The organism is Burkholderia sp. BCC1640 (assembly GCF_902833125.1).
GTDB classification, from domain to species: Bacteria; Pseudomonadota; Gammaproteobacteria; order Burkholderiales; family Burkholderiaceae; genus Burkholderia; species Burkholderia diffusa.
In genome coordinates this window covers 80,027-94,734 of record NZ_CADFEF010000021.1, presented here as the reverse complement: position 1 = coordinate 94,734, position 14,708 = coordinate 80,027, and the positions used below count along the sequence as shown (strand labels likewise).

Sequence of the window (14,708 nt, the reverse complement as noted above, 5' to 3'; positions counted from 1 at the left end):
GGAACGACGGGGGCCGCATGCTAAAATGGACGGCTTCGAACTCCTCTGACAAGCTGGCGCCATGAATATCGTGATTTTGGCGGCAGGCACCGGCAAGCGCATGCGTTCCGCGCTGCCGAAAGTGCTCCATCCCCTGGCCGGCAGGCCGCTCCTCTCCCACGTCATCGCCACCGCGCGCACGCTGCAGCCGTCGCGGCTCGTCGTCGTCGTCGGTCACGGCGCCGAGCAGGTCCAGGCCGCTGTCGCCGCGCCCGATGTCCAGTTCGCGGTGCAGGCCGAGCAGCTCGGCACCGGCCACGCGGTACGCCAGGCGCTGCCGCTGCTCGATCCCGCGCAGCCGACGCTGGTGCTGTACGGCGACGTGCCGCTCACCCGCGCGTCGACGCTGCGGCGTCTCGTCGACGCCGCGCGCGACGGCCGCTACGGAATTCTGACCGTCACGCTCGACGACCCGACCGGCTACGGCCGCATCGTGCGCGACGCGTCCGGTTTCGTCACGCGCATCGTCGAGCAGAAGGACGCGTCGCCCGAGCAGTTGAGGATCGCCGAGATCAACACCGGCATCATCGTCACGCCCACGGCGCAGCTGTCGATGTGGCTCGGCGCGCTGAAGAACGAGAACGCGCAGGGCGAGTACTACCTGACCGACGTCGTCGAGCTCGCGATCGAGGCCGGCTTCGAGATCGTCACGGCGCAGCCCGACGAGGAATGGGAAACGCTCGGCGTGAACAGCAAGGCGCAGCTCGCGGAGCTCGAGCGCATCCATCAGCGCAACGTCGCCGATGCGCTGCTCGTCGACGGCGTCACGCTCGCCGATCCGGCGCGGCTCGATGTGCGCGGCACGCTGCGCTGCGGCCGCGACGTGTCGATCGACGTGAACTGCGTGTTCGAAGGCAACGTGACGCTCGCCGACAACGTGACGATCGGCGCGAACTGCGTGATCCGCAACGCGTCGATCGGCGCGGGCACGCGCATCGACGCGTTCACGCACATCGACGGCGCCGAGCTCGGCGCAAACACCGTGATCGGCCCGTACGCGCGGCTGCGTCCGGGCGCGCAGCTCGCCGACGAAGCGCACGTCGGCAACTTCGTCGAGGTGAAGAACGCGGTGATCGGCCACGGCTCGAAGGCGAACCACCTCACCTACATCGGCGACGCCGACATCGGCGCGCGCGTGAACATCGGCGCGGGCACGATCACCTGCAACTACGACGGCGCGAACAAGTTCCGCACCGTGATCGAGGACGACGTGTTCGTCGGCTCCGACACGCAGCTCGTCGCGCCGGTGCGCGTCGGCCGCGGCGTGACGATCGCGGCCGGCACGACGATCTGGAAGGACGTCGCCGAAGGCGTCCTCGCATTGAACGAGAAGACGCAGACCGCGAAGAGCGGCTACGTCCGCCCGGTCAAGAAGAAGAGCTGAACCTTTAGCGGGCGCCCGGACGGCGCCCGCGTCGACTTACAGGATTGACCATTCATGTGCGGCATTGTCGGCGCAGTTGCGCAGCGTAATATCGTTCCGGTGCTGATCGAAGGATTGCGGCGCCTCGAATACCGTGGCTACGATTCGTGCGGCGTCGCCGTGCTCGAGCCGGGCGCGCCGAAGCGCGCGCGCAGCGTCGCGCGCGTCGCCGATCTCGACGCGCAGGTGCAGGAATCGCATCTCGAAGGCACGACCGGCGTCGCGCACACGCGCTGGGCGACGCACGGCGCGCCCGTCACGCACAACGCACACCCGATCTTCTCGTCGAACGCGCTCGCGCTCGTGCACAACGGCATCATCGAGAACTTCGAGACGCTGCGCGAAGCGCTGCGCGCGAAGGGCTACGAGTTCGTGTCGCAGACCGACACCGAAGTCATCGCGCACCTCGTGCACAGCCTGTATCGCGGCGACCTGTTCGCGGCCGTGCGCGAAGCCGTGCAGCAGCTGCACGGCGCGTATGCGATCGCGGTGACGCACAAGGACCAGCCGCACACCGTCGTCGGTGCGCGCCAGGGTTCGCCGCTCGTCGTCGGCCACGGCGACGGCGAGAACTTCCTCGCATCCGACGCACTGGCGCTGGCCGGCAGCACCGACCGCTTCACGTTCCTCGAGGAAGGCGACGTGTGCGAACTGTCGCTCGACGGCGTGAAGATCGTCGACCGCCACGGCGCGCTCGCGCAGCGCGAGATCCGCGTCGTCAGCGCATACGGCGGCGCGGTCGAGCTGGGCCCGTACCGCCACTTCATGCAGAAGGAAATCTTCGAGCAGCCGCGCGCGATCGGCGACACGGTGCCGCAAACCGAAGCGTTCGACGCGACGCTGTTCGGTGAGGCGGCCCCCGCCGCGTTCGCGAACATCGACAGCCTTTTGATCCTCGCGTGCGGCACGAGCTACTACTCGGGCCTCACCGCGAAGTACTGGCTCGAATCGATCGCGAAGATCCCGACCCAGGTCGAGATCGCGAGCGAATACCGCTATCGCGAGTCGGTGCCGAACCCGCGCCAGCTCGTGCTGGTGATTTCGCAGTCGGGCGAGACGGCCGACACGCTCGCCGCGCTCAAGCACGCGCAGTCGCTCGGCCACACGCATACGCTCGCGGTGTGCAACGTCGCGACGAGCGCGATGGTGCGCCTCACCGAGATGCAGTTCCTGACGCACGCGGGCACCGAGATCGGCGTCGCGTCGACCAAGGCGTTCACGACGCAGCTCGTCGCGCTGTTCGTGCTGGCCGCGACGCTCGGCAAGCTGCGCGGGCACGTCGACGCCGCGCAGGAAGCGCAATTCCTGAAGGAGCTGCGCCACCTGCCGGCCGCGCTGAACAGCGTGCTCGCGCTCGAGCCGCAGATCATCGCGTGGTCGGACGAATTCGCACGCAAGGAAAACGCGCTGTTCCTCGGCCGCGGGCTGCATTACCCGATCGCGCTCGAAGGCGCGCTGAAGCTGAAGGAAATCTCGTACATCCATGCCGAGGCGTATCCGGCCGGTGAGCTGAAGCACGGGCCGCTCGCGCTCGTCACCGAAGCGATGCCGGTCGTGACGGTCGCGCCGAACGACACGCTGCTTGAGAAGCTGAAGTCGAACATGCAGGAAGTGCGCGCACGCGGCGGCGAGCTGTACGTGTTCGCGGATGCCGACACGCAGATCGTCAACGACGACGGCCTGCACGTGATCCGGATGCCGGAACACTACGGGCAGCTGTCGCCGATCCTGCACGTCGTGCCGCTGCAGCTGCTCGCGTATCACACCGCATGCGCGCGCGGCACCGACGTCGACAAGCCGCGCAACCTCGCGAAATCGGTGACGGTGGAATGACGCGTGCCTCCCGCGAGGGAGGCCAGTGGCCCGTCGGGGCTGAGTATCCGCGTGAAGCAGGCCATTCGGCCAAGTCGAAATATATACCACTTGGTGGTATATAATCCTGTGCTAACTTGACTGGCTCGACATGTCTGCTTCCGTACGACGCGTGTTCAAGACGAAGTGGTTTCACAAGGCAGCAGGAAAAGCGGGAATCGCCGATGGCGAACTGTGCCGCGCAGTGCGACAGCTGGCGCGGGGCCAGGGCGTCGAACTTGGAGGCAACGTCTGGAAGAAGCGTCTGGACGGGAATCGTCAGCGCGGCATCGTGCTGGGCAAGGTCGGGCATACGTGGGTGTTCGTGTTCCTGTTCGCCAAGTGCGACCGTGACAACATCGACGCTCACGAACTGCGCGCCTTCAAAAAGCTCGCAGCGGATGTCGGTCGACGCACCGACGTCGACATCGCGACACTGGTCGCACTGAACGAGTGGGTGGAGATTTGCAATGGCTAAGAGCCGATTCAAGAGCGACGCGACGGAGGCGGTCCACAGCGCTGCGTCGGGTCTCTATCGCGCACGGCAGATCGACAAGACGACAATGCGCGAATACGACGTCCTTTGCATCGAAGCGGCGCCGAAGTTCGATCCGGAAGCGATCGCACGCATCCGTAAGTCGGTCAATGTCAGCCAGAGCGTGTTCGCGCTCTACCTGAACACGACGACGTCGACGATTCGCCAATGGGAACAGGGCGACAAGCGGCCGAGCGGTATCGCCGCGCGCATGTTGCAGATCGTCGAGAAACACGGGCTCGAGGTATTTTCGTGAAACGTGCTCCCCGAGCACGGATGAGCGGCCGCCTTCTCACCGGGCACCGCAACGCGACGCGAGCCGCACGCAAGATGACGGAGAGACCATGGTAAGACTGTTTGGATGCGGATTGCTGGCGCTGAGCTTCGCGTCGACGGGCTGGGCGGCCGAGCACTACGTCGAAGTCTGGAACCCGCCCGAGGCACGGTTGCCGGCGGCGCGCACGCCGGACGCCCGTACGCCGGCAGCGCGCCCGGGTGCCGACGCGCACGCGGGCGGCAAGACCGTGGAAAAGCACGCGAGCGTGCAGCCGAAGGCTGCGGTCAAGCTGCACAAGCGCCGCGTCGCACAAGCCGTGAAAACCGTGCCACATCGACCGACCGCCGCGACGGTCGAAACACCGGCCGCACCGCGCCCGGTCGCGCAGCCCGCGCCGGGCCGGCTCACGGTGATGCAGCCGGCCATGCCCGATACGCCGCACGCACTCAAGTTCTCGGACATCCCGCGGCAATACACGCCGGACGGCAATGTGCTGCGTGTCGGCACGGGCAGCCGTTCCGCGGAGGTGACGCGATAATGGAAGCGCAGACCTATCACGGCTACCAGATCTGGGGCCATTCGATCCTGCAGCAGGACGAAATCCTGCAGCCCGAACGCTTCGCGGCGAGCGGCACGATCACGCAGAACAATCGGCTCGTCGAAGCGTCGGGCGTGCTCGGCGTGTTCGACACCGAAGACGAAGCGCGCGAAGCGGGGCTCGAATGGGCCCGCGCATGGATCGACAACCATCGCTGAACGCGCCGCGCGGCTGCGCGCGCGCCATCATCAACGCAAGAAAAAAGGGGCGTCCATGACGCCCCTTTCTGCATTCGGCCCCGGCCCGCTCACGCAACGGGCCGCGGCGGCGGCACCACCGTCCGGGGCCGGCCGACGAGCCGCGCCAGCACGACGATCGCGACCAGCGTAACGACGTACGCCGCGATCTGGATTCCCGCCGGACGCGCGGTATAGCCGATCAGCGTATGCAGCGCCTTGCCGACGATGCTCGATTCCTTGAGCAGCCACGAGGTATCCCAGACCGCATCGCCCCACGACGGCACGAGGCCGGCGGCGAGCAGGAAGCCGACGCACTGGCTCGCCATCCCCGCCGCGAGCAGCACGATCAGCGCGTTGGTGACGGAGAACAGGCGCTTGAGCGGAATCTGCAGCAGGCCCGCATACATCGCGTAGCCGAGCCCGGCGCCACCCAGCACGCCGAGCAGCCCGCCGACGATCATCTGCGGCGTCTGTCCCGGATCGCCCGCCGCGATGCCGTACAGGAACAGCACGGCCTCGGAGCCCTCGCGCAGCACCGCGACACCGACGACGATCGCGAGCCCCGTCAGCGGCCGGCTGCCGGCCGCGACGGCCCGGCCGACCTCGCCCATGTGCAGCGCCATCTCGCGGCCGTGGCGGCTCATCCAGATGCAGTGCCACGCCAGCATCAGCGTCGCGACGAACATCACGCCGGCGTTGAAGACTTCCTGCCCCATGCCGGAGGCCCATTGCGAAATCACGTCGGCGAACGCGGCGATCAGGCCGGCGCCGATCACGCCGCCGACGAGCCCGCCGCCGACCCACCAGCCGCGCCTCGGCACGCCCTTCGTCGCGGCCATCACGATCGAAACCACCAGCGCGGCCTCGAGCACTTCACGAAAGACGATCAGGGCGGTAGACAGCATGGCGATATCCGCTTATTTGACGGTCAGGTGCGTTTTCGACTGCGCTTCGTGATACTCGTCGTGGAACTCGTAGGTGCCGGCCTTCAGCGGCCCGATCAGGATCTCGATCGACTTGCCGGCCGGCACGACCTTCTCTGCCTTGAAATCGTCGCTTTCGAATTCCGCGGGCGTCGCGTCGAGGTTCTTCACGACGAACTTCACCTTCTTGCCGGCCGGAATCGTCACGCCGTCGGGCGAAAACTTGTGGTCCTTCAGGGTCAGGTTGACGACGTCGTCGGCAGCGAATGCGGACGTTGCCGATGCGCCCAGCAGGGCCAGTGCGAAACCGAAAGCGAAGCGATTCATACGGGTAACGAAATGAAATATCGAGGGGAACCGATAGTAAGATCGATTCGCATTTCCCTCTTCAAGTACCCTTACTGGTGGCATGGACATCGTGCATCACCGACATGACATGCACCTTGTCGCGCAAGGCTCCGCCAGATTTCGCCGACAATACCCGAGCGTCAATCGGGAAAAATTCGGACTGACGCACGCGGGCGGATTGCGATTCGTCTGACTTCAGTTTTACAAATTACTTATGCGGCGCCGAACGCATCGCAGGGGCTTGACCTTCCCACCATGGCAAGCTTCATGCTGCTCATGTTTCTCAATCGCCCATCCACCCAGGAGAACACGATGGAATTCGAAGTCCAGGACATGACCTGCGGCGGCTGTGCCAATGCCATCACGCGCGCCGTGACGGCAGCGGACCCCGCCGCGAAGCTCGACATCGACGTGGCCGCGAAGACGGTCAAGGTCGAGTCGGCACAAGGCGCCGAACGCGTGCAGTCGATCATCGAAGCCGCGGGCTTCCACCCGGCACTGCGCTCGGCCTGACGCGCGCGGGCGCGGCGCCCGTCGGCACCGCGCCCCGCACACCGGCCGCGTCAGCGCAGCCGGATCAGCGTCGACTTCAGCTCGGTGTATTTCTCGAGCGCGTGCAGCGACTTGTCGCGGCCATTACCCGACTGCTTGTAGCCGCCGAACGGGAAGTTCATGTCGCCGCCTTCGTCGTAGCAGTTCACCCACACCGTGCCCGCCCGCAGCCGGCGCGACACGTCGTGCGCGGTCGTGAGATTGGACGTCCACACCGCCGCCGCCAGGCCGTACTCGGTATCGTTCGCGATCCGCACGGCCTCGTCGACATCGTCGAACACGATCACCGACAGCACCGGGCCGAAGATCTCCTCGCGCGCGATCTTCGCGTCGGGCTTCACCTCGAACACCGTCGGCTCCACGTAGAAGCCGCCCGTGTCCTCCTTCACGCGCGCACCGCCCGTGACGAGCGTGCCCTCCTTGCGCCCGGCATCGATGTAGCCGAGCACGCGTTCGAGCTGGATCCCGTCGACGATCGCGCCCATCGATACCGACGGATCGAGCGGGTTGCCCGGCACGTACGCGCGCGCGGCCGCGACCAGCTTCTCGATGAACGCGTCCTTGATGTCGCGATGCACGAGCAGGCGCGAGCCGGCCGTGCACATCTCGCCCATGTTGTAGAAGATCGCGCCGGCCGCGGCCTGCGCGGCGCGGTCGAGGTCCGGACAATCCGGCAGCACGATGTTCGGCGACTTGCCGCCGAGTTCGAGCCACGCGCGCTTCAGGTTCGACTGCGCGGCGTACTGCATGATCAGCTTGCCGACCGCGGTGGAGCCGGTGAACGCGATGCAGTCGACATCGCGATGCAGCGCGAGCAGCTTGCCCGGCTCGCCCGCGCCCGGCACGACGTTGAACACGCCGGCCGGGATGCCGGCTTCGTATGCGAGCTGCGCGACGCGGATCGCGGTCAGCGGCGATTTCTCCGACGGCTTCAGCACGACGCTGTTACCGGCCGCGAGCGCCGGGCCGAACTTCCATGCAGCCATCAGGATCGGGAAGTTCCACGGCACGACGGCCGCCACCACGCCGACCGGCTCGCGCGTGACGAGACCGACGAGATGATGGTCGGCCGGCGCGACTTCGCCGCCGACCTTGTCGATCGCTTCGGCGAACCACTCGACGCAATACGCGGCGCCCGGCACGTCGACCGTCGTGGTGTCGCCGATCGGCTTGCCCGCATCGAGCGTCTCGAGCAGCGACAGTTCGTCGAGATGCTCGCGCATCAGCGCGGCCCACCGCAGCAGCACGGCCTTGCGCGCGCGCGGGTTCAGTCCGGCCCATACGCCGGCGTCGAACGCGCGGCGCGCGGCCGCGACGGCGGCGTTCACGTCGGCCTCGCCGCAATCGGCCACCTTCGCGAGCACGCGGCCGTCGATCGGGCTCACGCAGTCGAACGTCCTGCCGCCGTGCGCGTCGCGCGACGCGCCGTCGATGAATGCGCGCCCGTCGATCGTGAGCGACGCCGCCTTGTCCTGCCAGTCAGCCAAAGTCAACTTGTTCATCAGGATGCCTCAATTGTCGTGGCATTCGCGCTGCGGCACGCCGCGCAACGGCAACACTGCCGGCGGCGAATGCGGTGATGCGCGGTCAGAAGGTGGCCGGCGAATTCGCCGACACGACCTCGCAGAGCTGTTCCGCGCTGGGATTGCGAAAACGGTGCGGCAAACGGCTTTCGAAGTAGTAGCCGTCTCCGGGGTCGAGCAGCCACGTCGCGCCGTCGACGGTGAGCTCGAGCCGGCCCGACACGACCACGCCGCCCTCGTGCCCCGCGTGCACGAGCATCTCGGGCCCCGTGTCGGCGAGCGGCTGGTAGATCTCGCGCATGATGCACATGTTGCGGTCCTTCACGCCCGCGCCGACGAGATGAAACGCGAGCGCGTCGTTGCCGAGGTTCGGCATCTCGTCTCGGCGCGATACGACCGAGCGCGATTCGACGAGTTCGAACGTGAAGAACTCCGCGAGACTCATCGGAATGCATTCGAGCAGTTTCTTCAGCGAGCCGACCGACGGGCTCACGCGCCCCTGTTCGATCAGCGAGATCGTGCCGTTGGTCACGCCGGCCCGCTTCGCGAGTTCGCGCTGCGACAGGCCATGCTTGTTGCGCACGAAACGCAGGCGCTCGGCGACTTCGGTGGACATCGATTCGGTTTCGGACACGATAGGAGTGCGGTGAAAAAGTGAAACGATGCGTTGAACGGCATTACGCAGCCGTTGAATATTCTAATCACTTTATGCCGCGCATCAGCGGGGAAAACCCTGAAAGGCGTTCGAAATAATGAACACCCCGCGAATCATTCCATTTGCGAATCTTTTGTTCGGAGTGCCTCGGGAAAGCCCTGACATGAGACCGTCAAAAAACATTTGACGCCGTTTTTGGCTCGTATATGCTGGCTCTCAGGTCAGCGTCATTGGCCATTCATCGGCACCGAAAAACGTTACTGCAACGTAAAAATTGATGCCTTTCGATGTAAATGACGCAGGCCCGACACCTCGATTATTTTAAACGCCTCGCGCGCCGAAACGATCAGGTGTTCAATACTTTCAACAAACCAGTCGAGTGTAATCGTGAGAGTCCGTGGCCCTCTGGTGAGGTGGGATCGAGGCGATGTGCGAAGTTTGCGCAGCGCTGCTCCCGCTTCCGATGGCAGTTGCGGCTGGCATAGTCCTCGCCTGCTGCATCTGTCGATCTACACCATCCTGTCCCGTCGTTCCGTTCGCCGTCACAACGCCGTTTCCGCACGCGCGTTCGTGGCCGTCGATACCGACGAAGTCGCGTCGCTGCTGCCATAGCGCCTCTCCTCCTTTTCTCGTCGTTCGTTTCAATTGCCTGCTCGTTAGCCGCGCCGTCCGCGCGGTGACGGAACGCGTTCGCGCATCCATTGCCGCGTCGCGCAGCACAACGAAACGAACGACGGCCTGACCGTCGCGCGCAGCGCGGATCGCCATGCGAACCCGTTGCGCCCATTCACCAGCGGCCTTGCGCATTTCGCCAGGCTGCGGGGTCGTGTCGCGCCTGCATTTCACGATTTTCCCGCGCAACGCACGTCATGGCCCTACGGACAACTGATTGACGTCATGGAAAGGAAACCCCTCGTCGGCATCACCGCCGACCTCACGCAAATCGGCGCACATGCGTCGCACACGGTCGGCGACAAGTACGTCGCGGCGATCGTCGACGGCGCGCACGCGCTCGCGATGGTGCTGCCCGCGCTCGGCGATCGCCAGTCGACCGACGACGTGCTCGCCACGGTCGACGGCCTGTTGTTTACCGGCAGCTATTCGAACGTCGAGCCGCACCTGTACGGCGGCGAGCCGAGCGCGCCCGGCACGAAGCACGATCCCGCACGCGACGCGACGACGCTGCCGCTGCTGCGCGCGGCGATCGTCGCGGGCGTGCCCGTGCTGGCCGTGTGCCGCGGCTTCCAGGAGCTGAACGTCGTCTGCGGCGGCACGCTGCATCAGCGCGTGCACGAAGTGCCCGGCTTCGCCGATCACCGCGAGGACGACGACGCGCCGATGGACACGCAATACGGCCCCGCGCACGTCGTGCGCCTGACGCCCGGCGGCGTGCTGCATACGCTCGCCGGCGGCCGCGACGACGTGCACGTGAACTCGCTGCACAAGCAGGGCATCGCGCAGCTCGGTTCCGGCCTCGCCGTCGAAGCCGTCGCGCCGGACGGCCTGATCGAGGCCGTCAGCGTCGTCGATGCACCGGCCTTCGCCCTCGCCGTGCAATGGCACCCGGAATGGCGGCATGCGCACGACCCGCTGTCGAGCGCGATCTTCCGCGCCTTCGGCGACGCCTGCCGCGCGCACCGCAACGCCCGCACGCGCGCCGCGGCCGCCGCCGCGCTCGCTTGAGCGCGCCGACCCACATAACGAGAACAGACATGCAAGACATCGAAGACTTTCTGAAGCAACACCGGATCACCGAGATCGAAGCGATCATTCCCGACATGGCCGGCATCGCGCGCGGCAAGATCACGCCGCGCAACAAGTTCACTTCCGGCGAATCGATGCGGCTGCCGCAGGCCGTGATGGTGCAGACCGTCACCGGCGAGTATCCGGAAGACGGCTCGCTGACCGGCGTGACCGATCCCGACATGGTGTGCGTGCCCGACACGTCGACCATTCGCCTGATCCCGTGGGCCGTCGATCCGACCGCGCAGGTGATCCACGACTGCGTGCACTTCGACGGCTCGCCGGTCGAGATCTCGCCGCGCTACGTGCTGCGCCGCGTGCTCGACCTCTACAAGGCGAAGGGCTGGAAGCCGGTCGTCGCGCCGGAGCTCGAGTTCTACCTGGTCGACATGAACAAGGACCCGGACCTGCCGCTGCGTCCGCCGGTCGGCCGCACGGGCCGCCCCGAAACGGGCCGCCAGTCGTATTCGATCGAGGCGGTCAACGAGTTCGATCCGCTGTTCGAGGACATCTACGAATACTGCGAAGCGCAGAACCTCGACATCGACACGCTGATCCACGAAGTCGGCGCCGCGCAGATGGAGATCAACTTCATGCACGGCGACGCGCTGTCGCTCGCCGACCAGGTGTTCCTGTTCAAGCGCACGGTGCGCGAGGCCGCGCTGCGTCACAACATGTACGCAACGTTCATGGCGAAGCCGATGGAAAACGAGCCGGGTTCGGCGATGCACGTGCATCAGAGCATCGTCGACGAGGAAACGGGCCGGAACCTGTTCACGTCGCCGGAAACCGGCGGCGCGACGTCGATGTTCTACAACTACCTCGCGGGGCTGCAGAAATACACGCCCGCGCTGATGCCGATCTTCGCGCCGTACATCAACTCGTACCGCCGGCTGTCGCGCTTCATGGCCGCGCCGATCAACGTGCAATGGGGCTACGACAACCGCACGGTCGGCTTCCGCATCCCGCACTCGGGCCCGGCCGCGCGCCGCATCGAGAACCGGATTCCGGGCGTCGACTGCAACCCGTATCTCGCGCTCGCGGCGACGCTCGCGGCCGGCTATCTCGGCATGACGCAGCGGCTGGAGCCGACCGAACCGCTCGTCAGCGACGGCTACGAACTGCCGTACCAACTGCCGCGCAACCTCGAGGAAGGGCTCACGCTGATGGCCGCGTGCGAGCCGCTCGGCGAGATTCTCGGCCACAAGTTCCTGAAGGCGTATTTCGCGCTGAAGGAAACCGAATACGAAGCGTTCTTCCGCGTGATCAGCTCGTGGGAACGCCGCCATCTGCTGCTGCACGTCTGAGCGTGCACACGACCGAATACGGAATCACGGAGGAAACATGACTTACCGCAACGAATCTGCCTGGATCCAGCCGGCCGCGCCGGCCACCGCACCGCGCACGACGCAGGCGCGCTCGACCGCCGAATACCGCGCGCTCGACGCCGCGCACCACATCCACCCGTTCTCCGACATGGGCGCGCTCAACCGCGCGGGCAGCCGCGTGATCGTGAAGGCCGACGGCGTCTACCTGTGGGACTCGGACGGCAACAAGGTCATCGACGGCATGGCCGGCCTCTGGTGCGTGAACGTCGGCTACGGCCGCAAGGAACTCGCCGACGCCGCGTATCGCCAGCTCCAGGAACTGCCGTTCTACAACACGTTCTTCAAGACCACGCACCCGCCGGTGATCGAACTGTCGGCGATGCTCGCCGAAGTTACGCCCGCGGGCTTCAACCACTTCTTCTATTGCAACAGCGGCTCGGAAGGCAACGACACCGTGCTGCGCCTCGTGCACCAGTACTGGCGTGTGCAGGGCAAGCCGCAGAAGAAGGTCGTGATCTCGCGCAAGAACGGCTACCACGGCTCGACGATCGCGGGTGGCACGCTCGGCGGGATGGGCTACATGCACGAGCAGATGCCGTCGAAGGTCGAGAACATCGTGCACATCGACCAGCCGTATTTCTTCGGCGAAGCCGCGACTGGCGAAACGCCCGAAGCATTCGGTCTGGCCCGCGCGCAGCAGCTCGAGGCGAAGATCCTCGAACTCGGCGCGGAGAACGTCGCCGCGTTCATCGGCGAGCCGTTCCAGGGGGCGGGCGGCGTGATCTTCCCGCCGTCGACGTACTGGCCGGAAATCCAGCGGATCTGCCGCAAGTACGACATCCTGCTCGTCGCCGACGAAGTGATCGGCGGCTTCGGCCGCACCGGCGAATGGTTCGCGCATCAGCACTTCGGCTTCGAGCCGGACCTGATCACGATGGCCAAGGGCCTGACGTCGGGTTACGTGCCGATGGGCGCGGTGGGCATCCACGAACGCATCGCGCGCCCGATCATCGACAACGGTGAATTCAATCACGGCCTCACGTACTCGGGTCACCCGGTCGCGGCCGCGGTGGCGGTCGCGAACCTGAAGCTGCTGCGCGACGAAGGGATCGTCGAGCGCGTGAAGCACGACACCGGCCCGTACTTCCAGGCGCTGATGCGCGAAACCTTCGCGCGTCATCCGATCGTCGGCGAAGTGCACGGCCACGGGATGGTCGCGAGCCTGCAGCTCGCCGAGTCGCCGGCCGAACGCCGCCGCTTCGCGAACGGCGGCGACGTCGGCACGATCTGCCGCGACTTCTGCTTCAACGGAAACCTGATCATGCGAGCGACCGGCGACCGGATGCTGCTGTCGCCGCCGCTCGTGATCTCGCGTCAGGAAATCGATGAACTCGTATCGAAGGCGAAGAAGGCCGTCGATGCGACCGCCCAGCAACTGGGCCTTTCGTAACGACTTTGCCTACAGGCGTGCGGCGGGCGCCGCACGCCGCCATAACCCAGGGGAATTCCACCATGCGTGCCTGCTTTCTTCGCCAAGCCTGTTCCGTCGCGGCCCTTGCCGCCGCGGCCGCGTTCACGTCGGTCGCCAGCCCGTCGGCGCGTGCCGACGAGCTGAACGTCTACAACTGGTCCGACTACATCGCACCCGACACGATCCCGAATTTCCAGAAGCAGACGGGCATCCACGTCAAGTACGACAACTACGACAGCGACGACACGCTGCAGGCGAAGCTGCTGGCGGGCAGTTCGGGCTACGACATCGTCGTGCCGACCTCGAACTACATGGCCAAGCAGATCCAGGCCGGTGTGTACCAGAAGCTCGACAAGTCGAAGATCCCGAACCTCGCGAACCTCGACCCGCTGCTGATGAAGATGATCTCGGATGCCGACCCGGGCAACCAGTACGGCGTCCCCTGGGCCTACGGCACGGACGGCATCGGCTACAACGCGCAGGCGGTGAAGAAGGCGCTCGGCGACAAGGCGCCCGTCGACAGCTGGGCGCTGGTGTTCGACCCGGCCAACATGGAAAAGCTGAAAAGCTGCGGCGTGTCGTTCCTCGACCAGGCCGTCGACGTGTTCGCCGCGACGCTGCAATACATGGGCAAGGATCCGAACAGCAAGAACCCCGGCGACTATCAGGCTGCCTTCGAAGTCCTGAAGAAAGTCCGCCCGTACATCACCCAGTTCAACTCGTCCGGCTACATCAACGACCTCGCGAACAACGACGTGTGCGTCGCACTCGGCTGGTCGGGCGACATCGGCATCGCGCACCGCCGCTCGTCGGAGGCGAAGCGCTCGTACGACATCAAGTTCGCGAATCCGAAGGAGGGCGGCTTGCTATGGTTCGACGTGATGGTGATCCCGAAGGATGCGCCGCACCCCGAGGCCGCGCTCAAGTGGATCAACTACGTGTCCGACGCGAAGGTCAACGCCGCGATCACCAACACGGTGTTCTACCCGACCGCGAACAAGGCCGCGCACCAGTTCGTGACGCCGGCCGTCGCGCAGGATCCGACCGTCTATCCGCCCGAAGACGTGCTGAAGAAGATGGTGCTGATGAAGCCGATGCCGGCCGACATCCTGCGCCTCGAGAACCGTCTGTGGGCGCAACTGAAAACCGGCCACTGATCGCCATGCATCACGGCGGCGCAGGCATCGCTCCACGCCTGCACGCCTGAGATACGCGGACAGCCGTCCGCCCGCGCGCGCCGCGCGCACTGTTCCATCCGGCATG

At 66.0% G+C, this 14,708-nt stretch carries 16 protein-coding genes; 12 read left to right on the top strand and 4 right to left on the bottom strand.

Going from position 1 to position 14,708, the window contains the following annotated elements; all coding sequences use genetic code 11:
* Nucleotides 1–61: 61 nt before the first annotated feature.
* The 6 genes from glmU (at nt 62) to HWX25_RS22345 (ending at nt 4,881) form a co-directional block, all read left to right on the top strand.
* On the top strand, nt 62–1,423 hold the full coding sequence (gene glmU / locus HWX25_RS22370; RefSeq protein WP_175910567.1) for a bifunctional UDP-N-acetylglucosamine diphosphorylase/glucosamine-1-phosphate N-acetyltransferase GlmU: 1,362 nt from the start codon (nt 62–64) through the stop codon (nt 1,421–1,423).
* Between the two features lie 54 nt (nt 1,424–1,477).
* On the top strand, nt 1,478–3,295 hold the full coding sequence (gene glmS / locus HWX25_RS22365; RefSeq protein WP_059819891.1) for a glutamine--fructose-6-phosphate transaminase (isomerizing): 1,818 nt from the start codon (nt 1,478–1,480) through the stop codon (nt 3,293–3,295).
* A 130-nt stretch (nt 3,296–3,425) separates the two neighbouring features.
* A complete protein-coding gene (locus HWX25_RS22360) occupies nt 3,426–3,791 on the top strand; it encodes a type II toxin-antitoxin system RelE/ParE family toxin (RefSeq protein ID WP_175910565.1) in 366 nt (121 codons plus the stop codon).
* A complete protein-coding gene (locus HWX25_RS22355; RefSeq protein ID WP_175910563.1) occupies nt 3,784–4,104 on the top strand; it encodes a DNA-binding transcriptional regulator in 321 nt (106 codons plus the stop codon). Before HWX25_RS22360 ends, HWX25_RS22355 begins: the two co-directional genes overlap by 8 nt.
* 88 nt (nt 4,105–4,192) lie before the next feature.
* Nucleotides 4,193–4,663: a hypothetical protein gene (locus HWX25_RS22350; protein ID WP_175910561.1), complete on the top strand. Its 471-nt coding sequence runs from the start codon at nt 4,193–4,195 to the stop codon at nt 4,661–4,663.
* Complete coding sequence (locus HWX25_RS22345; RefSeq protein WP_059450688.1) at nt 4,663–4,881, top strand: hypothetical protein; 219 nt, start codon at nt 4,663–4,665, stop codon at nt 4,879–4,881. Before HWX25_RS22350 ends, HWX25_RS22345 begins: the two co-directional genes overlap by 1 nt.
* Before the next feature lie 89 nt (nt 4,882–4,970).
* Here the strand turns inward: HWX25_RS22345 and HWX25_RS22340 are convergent, their stop codons facing one another.
* Together HWX25_RS22340 and HWX25_RS22335 are read right to left on the bottom strand one after the other, a co-directional pair.
* Nucleotides 4,971–5,807, bottom strand: a complete 837-nt coding sequence (locus HWX25_RS22340; protein WP_059523855.1) for an FTR1 family protein — start codon at nt 5,805–5,807, stop codon at nt 4,971–4,973.
* 12 nt (nt 5,808–5,819) lie between these two features.
* A complete protein-coding gene (locus tag HWX25_RS22335; protein ID WP_059819894.1) occupies nt 5,820–6,152 on the bottom strand; it encodes a cupredoxin domain-containing protein in 333 nt (110 codons plus the stop codon).
* A gap of 333 nt (nt 6,153–6,485) precedes the next feature.
* Here HWX25_RS22335 and HWX25_RS22325 point away from each other — a divergent pair, with 333 nt between their 5' ends.
* Entirely contained in the window at nt 6,486–6,686 is a 201-nt protein-coding gene (locus HWX25_RS22325) for a heavy-metal-associated domain-containing protein (protein WP_006754615.1), read from the top strand.
* Between the two features lie 50 nt (nt 6,687–6,736).
* Here the strand turns inward: HWX25_RS22325 and HWX25_RS22320 are convergent, their stop codons facing one another.
* Together HWX25_RS22320 and HWX25_RS22315 are read right to left on the bottom strand one after the other, a co-directional pair.
* Nucleotides 6,737–8,227 carry an aldehyde dehydrogenase gene (locus HWX25_RS22320; RefSeq protein WP_175910559.1) on the bottom strand — a complete coding sequence of 497 codons (1,491 nt, stop codon included), beginning with the start codon at nt 8,225–8,227 and terminating at the stop codon, nt 6,737–6,739.
* Nucleotides 8,228–8,312: 85 nt separating this feature from the next.
* Nucleotides 8,313–8,864, bottom strand: a complete 552-nt coding sequence (locus tag HWX25_RS22315) for a cupin domain-containing protein (protein ID WP_014895828.1) — start codon at nt 8,862–8,864, stop codon at nt 8,313–8,315.
* A gap of 468 nt (nt 8,865–9,332) precedes the next feature.
* Between HWX25_RS22315 and HWX25_RS33500 the strand changes: the two genes are divergently transcribed.
* The 5 genes from HWX25_RS33500 to HWX25_RS22295 all read left to right on the top strand — a co-directional run bounded on the left by HWX25_RS33500 (nt 9,333) and on the right by HWX25_RS22295 (nt 14,602).
* Nucleotides 9,333–9,515 carry a hypothetical protein gene (locus tag HWX25_RS33500; RefSeq protein WP_006402789.1) on the top strand — a complete coding sequence of 61 codons (183 nt, stop codon included), beginning with the start codon at nt 9,333–9,335 and terminating at the stop codon, nt 9,513–9,515.
* Between the two features lie 285 nt (nt 9,516–9,800).
* Nucleotides 9,801–10,586 carry a gamma-glutamyl-gamma-aminobutyrate hydrolase family protein gene (locus HWX25_RS22310; protein ID WP_175910556.1) on the top strand — a complete coding sequence of 262 codons (786 nt, stop codon included), beginning with the start codon at nt 9,801–9,803 and terminating at the stop codon, nt 10,584–10,586.
* Nucleotides 10,587–10,615: 29 nt separating this feature from the next.
* The gene (locus HWX25_RS22305) at nt 10,616–11,953 is read left to right on the top strand and encodes a glutamine synthetase family protein (RefSeq protein WP_059819897.1); all 1,338 of its coding nucleotides are present in this window, start codon (nt 10,616–10,618) and stop codon (nt 11,951–11,953) included.
* 37 nt (nt 11,954–11,990) lie between these two features.
* Nucleotides 11,991–13,424, top strand: a complete 1,434-nt coding sequence (locus HWX25_RS22300) for an aspartate aminotransferase family protein (RefSeq protein WP_175910554.1) — start codon at nt 11,991–11,993, stop codon at nt 13,422–13,424.
* 62 nt (nt 13,425–13,486) lie between these two features.
* Nucleotides 13,487–14,602, top strand: coding sequence for a polyamine ABC transporter substrate-binding protein (locus tag HWX25_RS22295; protein ID WP_059819899.1), 1,116 nt, complete (start codon nt 13,487–13,489; stop codon nt 14,600–14,602).
* Nucleotides 14,603–14,708: the final 106 nt, after the last annotated feature.